Below are 242 nucleotides of genomic sequence, written 5' to 3'. Positions count from 1 at the left end.
GACCACGGCGATCAGCACGTAGACGTTGCCGGCCAGACCGGCCGCCGCCACCGCCGCGCCCAGACCGGCGGCCATCACCGGCAGCCGCACCCCGAGCGGTGCCCGCCAGCGCAGCGCCCCGTAGGCCAGGCCCCCGACCGCGCTCATCGCCGACAGGGCGGCCAGCACCCAGGACACCGCGGAGGCCCGGTGCATCGCCTCGGTGAGGGCCACCACCAGCAGATCCAGCGCCCCGAGGCAGA

The 242-nt window shown here is 76.9% G+C and carries 1 pseudogene; it reads right to left on the bottom strand.

The annotated features are described in order from the left end of the window. Positions 1-242 (bottom strand): annotated as a pseudogene (locus G3I41_RS28970) (MFS transporter); the annotation flags it as partial.

Source organism: Streptomyces sp. SID9727, from assembly GCF_010550605.1.
Lineage (GTDB): Bacteria > Actinomycetota > Actinomycetes > Streptomycetales > Streptomycetaceae > Streptomyces.
Note: the sequence above shows the minus strand (reverse complement) of the source record. Positions and strands in the feature narration are given on the sequence as shown.